General features: G+C 75.2%; 6 protein-coding genes. 1 reads left to right on the top strand and 5 read right to left on the bottom strand.

Annotation, left to right across the window (positions count from 1 at the left end):
• The first annotated feature begins 69 nt into the window (after positions 1 to 69).
• Positions 70 to 1,110, top strand: coding sequence for a zinc-dependent alcohol dehydrogenase family protein (locus KJS59_RS25100; RefSeq protein ID WP_213455433.1), 1,041 nt, complete (start codon positions 70 to 72; stop codon positions 1,108 to 1,110).
• Positions 1,111 to 1,207: 97 nt separating this feature from the next.
• On the opposite strand, the gene cydB is transcribed toward KJS59_RS25100, so the two are convergent.
• From cydB to KJS59_RS25075, 5 genes are all read right to left on the bottom strand, one after another.
• Positions 1,208 to 2,257, bottom strand: coding sequence for a cytochrome d ubiquinol oxidase subunit II (gene cydB, locus KJS59_RS25095; protein ID WP_213455432.1), 1,050 nt, complete (start codon positions 2,255 to 2,257; stop codon positions 1,208 to 1,210).
• 14 nt (positions 2,258 to 2,271) lie between these two features.
• Positions 2,272 to 3,663, bottom strand: coding sequence for a cytochrome ubiquinol oxidase subunit I (locus KJS59_RS25090; RefSeq protein WP_213455431.1), 1,392 nt, complete (start codon positions 3,661 to 3,663; stop codon positions 2,272 to 2,274).
• Positions 3,660 to 6,281 (bottom strand): cation-translocating P-type ATPase, encoded by a 2,622-nt coding sequence (locus tag KJS59_RS25085; protein ID WP_213455430.1) that lies wholly within the window; start codon positions 6,279 to 6,281, stop codon positions 3,660 to 3,662. The genes KJS59_RS25090 and KJS59_RS25085 overlap by 4 nt, the downstream gene beginning before the upstream one ends.
• Before the next feature lies 1 nt (position 6,282).
• Entirely contained in the window at positions 6,283 to 7,311 is a 1,029-nt protein-coding gene (locus tag KJS59_RS25080; protein ID WP_213455429.1) for an Acg family FMN-binding oxidoreductase, read from the bottom strand.
• Positions 7,312 to 7,379: 68 nt separating this feature from the next.
• On the bottom strand, positions 7,380 to 7,661 hold a 282-nt coding region (locus tag KJS59_RS25075), incomplete at its 5' end, for a putative PEP-binding protein (protein ID WP_305071792.1).

Raw genomic sequence — 7,661 nt, 5'->3', positions numbered from 1 at the left:
CGGACGCGGTCGAGCATGGGCCCGGCCACCCGGCCGGGCCCACGGTCATTTCAGCGGAAGGAGGCAGTCATGAAGGCACTGGTGTACGGGGGACCGGGCAACCGTTCCTGGACCGACGTCCCCGATCCATCCATTGTGGACCCGAAGGACGCGGTCATCCGGGTGGACACCGTGACGATCTGCGGCACGGACCTGCACATCCTCGGCGGTGACGTACCCGAGGTGGGACCCGGCCGGGTGCTCGGCCACGAGGCGGTGGGCACCGTGGTCGAGGTGGGTCCCGGGGTGACCGGGCTCAGCCCCGGCGACCGGGTCCTGGCGTCCTGCATCTCCGCCTGCGGCACCTGCGTGTACTGCCGGCAGGGTCGCTACGGGCAGTGCCTCAACGGCGGGGGCTGGATTCTCGGCCACCTCGTCGACGGGGTCCAGGCCGAGTACGCGCGGATCCCGTTCGCGGACCTGTCCACGTACCGACTCCCCGAGGCCGTCACCGACGAGGCCGCGGTGCTGCTGGCGGACATCCTGCCGACGTCGTACGAGGTGGGCGTGCTCAACGGCGCGGTGCGCCCCGGCGACACCGTCGCGATCGTGGGTGCCGGACCGATCGGGCTCGCGGCCATCCTCACCGCGCGCCTGTACTCGCCGTCCCACATCATCGCGATCGACAAGGCCGACAGCCGCCTCGGGGCGGCCGCGAAGTTCGGCGCCGACGTGTGCGTCCACCCGGACGCCGACCCGCTCGCCGCGGTCCGCCGGATCACCGACGGCCTCGGCGCGGACGTCGTCATGGAGGCCGTCGGCACGCCGGCCGCGTTCGAGCTGTGCGCCACCCTGATGCGCCCGGGCGGCCGGCTCGCGAACATCGGCGTGCACGGCAAGCCGGCGACGCTGCACCTGGAGGATCTCTGGATCCGCGATGTCACCATCACCACCGGGCTGGTCGACGCCCACTCCACGCCCACGCTGCTGCGCATGGTGGCGGCCGGCCAGATCGACGTGACCGCCATGGTCACCCACCGGTACCGCTTCGACGAGTTCATGACCGCCTACGACGTCTTCGCCGACGCCGCGAACACCGGCGCGCTGAAGGTGGTCCTCACCCGGTCGTGAGCGTGGCGGTCGGGGCTGGGCACCAGCCACGAGCGCCAGCACGCCACCCCCTCCGCGCGGTCCCCACGCCCCGCGCGGAGGGGGTGGCGTGTTCGGTTCACGCGGTCCCGACCCGCTCCTGGTCGGCATCGTCCCGCCCGGTCGGCACGGCCGGTGCCGGGATCTGCTCGACGGTCAGCCGCCGGCGGAACACCCAGTACGTCCACGCCTGGTACGCCAGGACGACCGGGGTGAAGGCCACCGCCACCCAGGTCATGATCTTCAGGGTGTACGGGGTGGCCGCCGCGTTCGTGACGGTGAGCCCGTACGCCGGGTCCAGAGTGGACGGCAGCACGTTCGGGTACAGCGCGGTGAACAGCATGGCCGTCGCCGACACGATGGTCACGGCGGTACCGAGGAACGCCCAGCCCTCCCGCCCGGCGCGGTTGGCGGCGATCGCGGCCAGCAGGGCCACGGCGGCCACGGCGGCGAGCGCCAGCGTGACCGCGTCACCCCGGGTCGCCTGGGTCCACAGCAGGAACCCGGTGGCCGCCGGCGCGGCGACCACCCCCGCGACGGCGACGGCCCGGCGGGCGTCCAGGCGCACCGGCCCGGCCGTCTTCAGCGCCACGAACACCGCGCCGTGGGTGGCGAACAGCAGCAGCGTGGTGACGCCGCCGAGCAGGGCGTACGGGTTCAGCAGGTCCAGGACCGAGCCGGTGTACAGGTGCTCGGGCGAGAGCTTGACGCCGCGCACGATGTTGCCGAACGCCACGCCCCACAGCACCGCCGGCACCAGGCTGCCGAAGAAGATCGCCCGGTCCCAGGCGCGCCGCCAGCGGTCCGAGTCCACCTTGCCGCGGTACTCGAAGGCCACCCCGCGCAGGATCAGCGCCACCAGGATGACCAGCAGCGGCAGGTAGAAGCCGGAGAACAGCGCGGCGTACCACTCGGGGAAGGCGGCGAACGTGGCGCCGCCCGCGACCAGCAGCCAGACCTCGTTGCCGTCCCAGACCGGGCCGATCGTGTTGATCAGGACCCGACGGCGCGCCTCGTCGCGGCCGAGCACCGGCAGCAGCAGGCCGACGCCGAAGTCGAAGCCCTCCAGCAGGAAGTACCCGGTCCAGAGCACCGCGATCAGCAGGAACCACACGTCGTTGAGCGTCATCGGTGTCTCCGGGCCTAGTAGGCGAAGGTGAGTTCGCGGTCGGTGGCGGGCGCCTCGACGCGCGGCGGCCCCGCCTTGGCGTACCGCAGCATCAGCGTCAGTTCGACGACCGCGAGGACCGAGTACAGGGCGGTGAACACGACCAGCGACGTGGCGACGGTGCCGGCGCCGACCGAGGGCGAGACGCCGTCGGCGGTGTGCAGCAGACCGAAGACCACCCACGGCTGGCGGCCCATCTCCGTGAAGATCCAACCGAAGCTGTTGGCGGCCAGCGGCAGCCCGACCGACCACACCGAGGCGCGCCAGAACCACCGGGCGCGCGAGCCGGCGGGCAGCCGCCCGCGCCGGGTCAGCCACAGGCCGAGCAGGGCCAGCAGCACCGGCGCCATGCCGAGGCCGATCATCAGCCGGAAGGACCAGTACGCGATCGGCACGTACGGCCGGTAGTTCCCGGGGCCGTAGCTCTGCTCGTACCGGCGCTGGAGGTCGTTGACGCCCTCCACGGTGCCGTCCGGCGACCCGGTCGCCATGAACGACAGCGCGTGCGGCACCCGCAGGCTCCACACCTCGGTGCTGCCGCTGAGGTCGCCGATGGTGAACAGCGAGAACGACGCGGGGGAGGACGTCTCGTACAGCGCCTCGGCCGCGGCCATCTTCATCGGCTGCTGCTCGGTCATGATCCGCGCCTGGATGTCGCCGCTGACCGCGACCAGCACCCCGGAGATGAGCACCACCCACAGGGCCAGCCGGAAGCTGGGGCGCAGCACCTCGACGTCCCGCCGCCGGGCCAGGTGCCAGGCGCTGATCGAGAGCATCAGCACCCCGGCGGTCAGCAGCGCCGCGGTGATGGTGTGCGCGAACGCCACGAGCGTCGTGGAGTTGGTCAGCACCGCCGCGAAGTCGGTCAGCTCGGCCCGGTTGGTCACCGGGTTCACCCGGTACCCCACCGGGTGCTGCATCCACGAGTTCGCCGCGAGGATGAAGTACGCGGACAGCCAGGTGCCGATCGCGGCCAGCCAGATCGTGGCCAGGTGCACCCGGCGCGGCAGCCGGTCCCAACCGAAGATCCACAGCCCGAGGAACGTGGACTCCAGGAAGAACGCCAGCAGCCCCTCGACGGCCAGCGGGGCGCCGAAGATGTCGCCGACGTACCGCGAGTAGGCGGACCAGTTCATGCCGAACTGGAACTCCTGCACGATCCCGGTGACCACGCCCATCGCGAAGTTGATCAGGAACAGCTTGCCCCAGAACCTGGTGGCCCGCAGGTACCGCTCCCGGCCGGTGCGCACCCACGCGGTCTGCAACCCGGCCACCAGGACGGAGAGCCCGATCGTGATCGGTACGAAGAAGAAGTGGTAGACGGTGGTCACGCCGAACTGCCACCGCGCCAGGTCGAGAGCGTTCACGCCGACCACCCTGCGGTGGGGCGCCGACCCGCGGGCAGAGCCGAAGGTCCCGACCGGTCGGGACCTCGCGCCCGGCGCCGCCGGCCGATCAGCAGGACCGCGCCGGGCAGGCCGGCGACCAGCGCGCAGGCGAGCAGTTCGACCGGGCCGAGCGCGGCGGTGCCGAGCAGGCCGCGCAGCGGCGGCAGCAGGACGCCGGCCACCTGGAGGACGGCGGACAGCGCCACCGCGGCCGGGAGGGTCCAGTTGCCGGGCCCGCCCTTCGCCCGGCGCGCCCGCACCGCCAGAGCCACCCCGAGCTGCGCCAGGCCGAGCACCACGAAGATGACCGACTGCCACGGGCGGCCGAGCCGGTGGGCGACCAGGCCCGCGCCCAGCGCCACGGCACCGATCAGCGCGCCGATCCCCAGCACCGATCGCCACATGCCGCCGCCGAGCACCGACTCGCGCGGCGAGCGGGGCGGCCGGTCCATGCCGCCGGGTTCGGCCGGCTCCGCCCCCAGCGCCACCCCCGGCAGGCCGTGCGTCAGCAGGTTCACCCAGAGGATCTGCGCGGGCAGCAGCGGTACGGCCAGACCCAGCGCCGGGCCGGCCAGCATGACCAGGATCTCCGCCAGCCCGCCGGCGAGCCCGTACCGCAGGAACCGGCGGATGTTGGCGTAGATGCGCCGGCCCTCGGCGACGGCGGTGGCCACGGTGCCGAGGTTGTCGTCCACCAGCACCAGGTCGGCGGCCTGCCGGGCGACCTCGGTTCCGCCGCCCATCGCCACGCCGATGTCCGCCCGGCGCAGTGCGGGGGCGTCGTTCACCCCGTCGCCGGTCATGGCCAGCACCTCGCCGCGCTCCTGAAGGGCGCGGACGATGTCGAGCTTCTGCTCCGGGCGGGTGCGGGCGAACACGGTGGCGTGCGCGACCCGGTCCGGCTCCAGCGGTTCGCGATCGCCCCGGACCACCGAGTCCCGGTCGCCGACCAGCCCGAGGCGCCGCCCGATCACCGCCGCCGTGCCGGGGTGGTCGCCGGTGATGAGGACCAGCCGGATGCCGGCCCGGCGGAACGCCGCAACCGTCGCGGCGGCGGTCGGGCGCAGCGGGTCACCGAGCGCCAGCAACCCCGCCGGGCGCAGCCCGCCCGGGTGGTGCGGATCGGGGTGGTCCGCGACCACGGCGGCGGCCACCGCGATCAACCGGTACCCCTCGGCGGCCAGCCGGTGGGCGGCGGCGGTCAGGTCCGCCAGGTGCGGCGCGGACGCGTCCACCAGCGGCGGGCGCAGCACCACCTCGGGCGCGCCCTTGCAGACCACCAGGTACCGCCCGTCCGGCTCGGCGTGCACGGTGGTCATCCGCCGGAGCACCTCGTCGAACGGCTGCTCCGCCAGCCGGGGCCGGGCCCGCCGCTCCGCGTCCGGGTCGAGCCCGCACCGCGCGGCGAAGGCGACCAGGGCGGCCTCCAGCGGGTCGCCCACGGCGGACCACCGCGGACTGTCCGACGTGGGCGGCGCGAGGGTGGCGTCGCCGCACAGCAGCGCGTAGCGGGCCAGCCGCCGCAGCGGCTCGGGCGCCGCCGCGCCCGCCGGGTGCCCGTCGATGCCGCCGTGCGGCTCGTAACCGCGGCCGTGCATGGCGAACTCGTCGCCGTCCGCCGTGACCGCCCGCTGCGCCGCCATGCGCCCCTCGGTCAGCGTGCCGGTCTTGTCGGCCGCGACGACGGTCACCGAGCCCAGCGTCTCCACCGCGTGCAGCCGGCGCGGGATCGCGAGGGCGGCGGCCATCTGCCGGGCGCCGAGCGCCAGCGCGAGGGTCACCACCGCGGGCATCGACTCCGGCACCGCCGCCACGACGAGGCTGACCGCGGTGACGGCCATGTCCACCACCGGCCGCCCGTTCAGCACCCCGAGCGTGAACACCACGGCGGACAGCACGACCACCACCGCACCGAGGACGCGGCCGAGACCGACCAGCCGCCGCTGGAGCGGGGTCGGCCCGGGACGGGCGCCGGCGACCAGCGCGGCGATCCGCCCGAGCGCGCTCGCCGCACCGGTGCGCACGACCACGCCGGCGCCCCGGCCGGTGAGCAGCACCGTGCCGGCCGCCGCCTCGTCGCCGGCCCGCCGGGCCACCGGAACCGACTCGCCGGTCAGCGCGGACTCGTCCAGCCGCAGCCGGCGCGCCTCGACCAGCCGCAGGTCCGCCGGGACGACGTCGCCGGCCTGGAGCCGCACCAGGTCGCCGCGGACCAGCCCGGCGGCGGGCAGCACCAGGTCGGCGCCGTCGCGCACCACCCGGGCGGTCGGCGCGGCGAGGGTGTCCAGCGCCGCGATGGCCCGGTCCGCCCGCACCTCCTGCGCCACGCCGATCACCGTGTTCACGACGACGACCAGCAGGATCACGGCGGTGTTCGGCCGGTCGCCGAGCGCCGCCGTGACCGCGCCCGCGGCCAGCAGCAGCGCGACGAGCGGGTCGGTGAACTGGCGCAGCACCCGCCCGGCCAGCCGGCGGGGGCGCGGGCGGGCGGTCGCGTTGGGGCCGTCGGCCGCGAGGCGCCGCGCCGCCTCCACCCCGCTGAGCCCGGTCGTGGGTTCCGGGACGACCGGCACCGCCCGTTCCCGGGTCGCGTTCACGTCACTGCCTTCCGGCGGGCACCAGCACCTCGCCCAGCCACCGGCGCGGCGTCGGCGGGCTGGGCGGCCCGTACCCGAAGCGGATGATGGCCTGCGGGGCGTGCCCCCGCGCCGTGTCGGTCAGCAGCTCGCGCAGGTCGGGCAGCTCCATCGGCTGGGTCATCAGCGTGCTGGCCACGCCCTGCACGGTCGCGGTCAGCAGCACCCGCTCCAGCGACTCGCCGGCGCGCAGCCACTCCATCGGACCGTCGCCGGGCGTGTAGAGCACCGCCACCACCGGCTCGTGCTCGAACCGGGCGACCCGCCGCCGGCGCGCCGGTTGGACCAGCCCGAAGTCCCGCAGCGGGAGCGACTCCAGCACCGGCCACGGCCCGAACGCGGCCCGGGGCACGCCGTCGCGCCGGTCCGGGTCCTCCCGGGTCCACCGGGCCAGCTCCGCCCAGTAACGGGGGTCGTTGCGGCGCCGGTGCTCGGCCGTGCGGACCAGGCTGAGCGTGCCGTCGCGCAGCGCCGGGTCGAGGAAGGCCAGCCGGGAGCCCTCCACCTCGGCGGCGGCCGCCAGGTCGGTCAGCACCTCCGGCGGCACCGGGAGGTCCAGGAACGGCCGGCGGTTGGTGCGCCGCCGCGGGATGGCCCGGTCGAGCAGCCGGACGGTGTCGCTCTCCGCCGCGTGGCCGCCCGGGGTCACCCGGGCCAGCAGGTTCGGTTCGGCCGGGTCGGGCAGCAGTCGCAGCACCGGCGTCCGGCCGCGGGCCAGCATCGCCACCCGCAGGTTCAGCACCGCCGCGCCGATGCTGATGGTCAGCTCGCGCCGGACGGGGTCGACCACCGGCAGGTGCCGGTGCGGGTCGGCGAGCACGTCGATCGCCGCGCCGCACGGGTCACCACCAAGCCGGAACCGCCACGGCTGGGTGTTGTGCAGCGACGGCGCGGCGATCGCCGCGCGCAGGCACGCGGCCAGCGCCGGACCCGGCCGGCCGCCGGGGGAGACCGCCCAGGGTGCCGAGGGTCGCCCGGTAGTCGTTGTCATGTTGGCCTCCCGATCGGGGGGCCCGCCCGGCCGGCAGGGCCCCGGTGTCGTCGCTGGCGGTTCGTGCCTTACCGGGTGTCCGACCCGCTCGCGTCCACCGCCGCCCGGCCGGCCTCCAGGCGCGCCCCGGGAAGGCGGAACGGCGAGCAGGAGACGTAGTCCAGGCCGGCGGCGGCGAAGAAGCGGACCGAGTCCGGGTCGCCGCCGTGCTCGCCGCAGACGCCGATGGACAGCCCCGGCCGGGCCGCGCGCCCCTCGTCCACGGCGATGCGGATCAGCCGGCCGATGCCCTGGGCGTCGATCGACTCGAACGGCGAGACGCCGAAGATGCCCAGGTCCAGGTACCGGGG

It is taken from the genome of Rhizomonospora bruguierae (assembly GCF_018397995.1).
Classification (GTDB): domain Bacteria; phylum Actinomycetota; class Actinomycetes; order Mycobacteriales; family Micromonosporaceae; genus Rhizomonospora; species Rhizomonospora bruguierae.
This window is presented reverse-complemented; position numbering and strand designations above follow the sequence as displayed.

Excerpts from the sequence above, each read along its gene's own strand:
- KJS59_RS25080 (WP_213455429.1), bottom strand. The coding sequence starts at position 7,311 with ATGACAACGACTACCGGGCGACCCTCGGCACCCTGGGCGGTCTCCCCC.
- KJS59_RS25100 (WP_213455433.1), top strand. The coding sequence starts at position 70 with ATGAAGGCACTGGTGTACGGGGGACCGGGCAACCGTTCCTGGACCGAC.
- cydB (WP_213455432.1), bottom strand. The coding sequence starts at position 2,257 with ATGACGCTCAACGACGTGTGGTTCCTGCTGATCGCGGTGCTCTGGACC.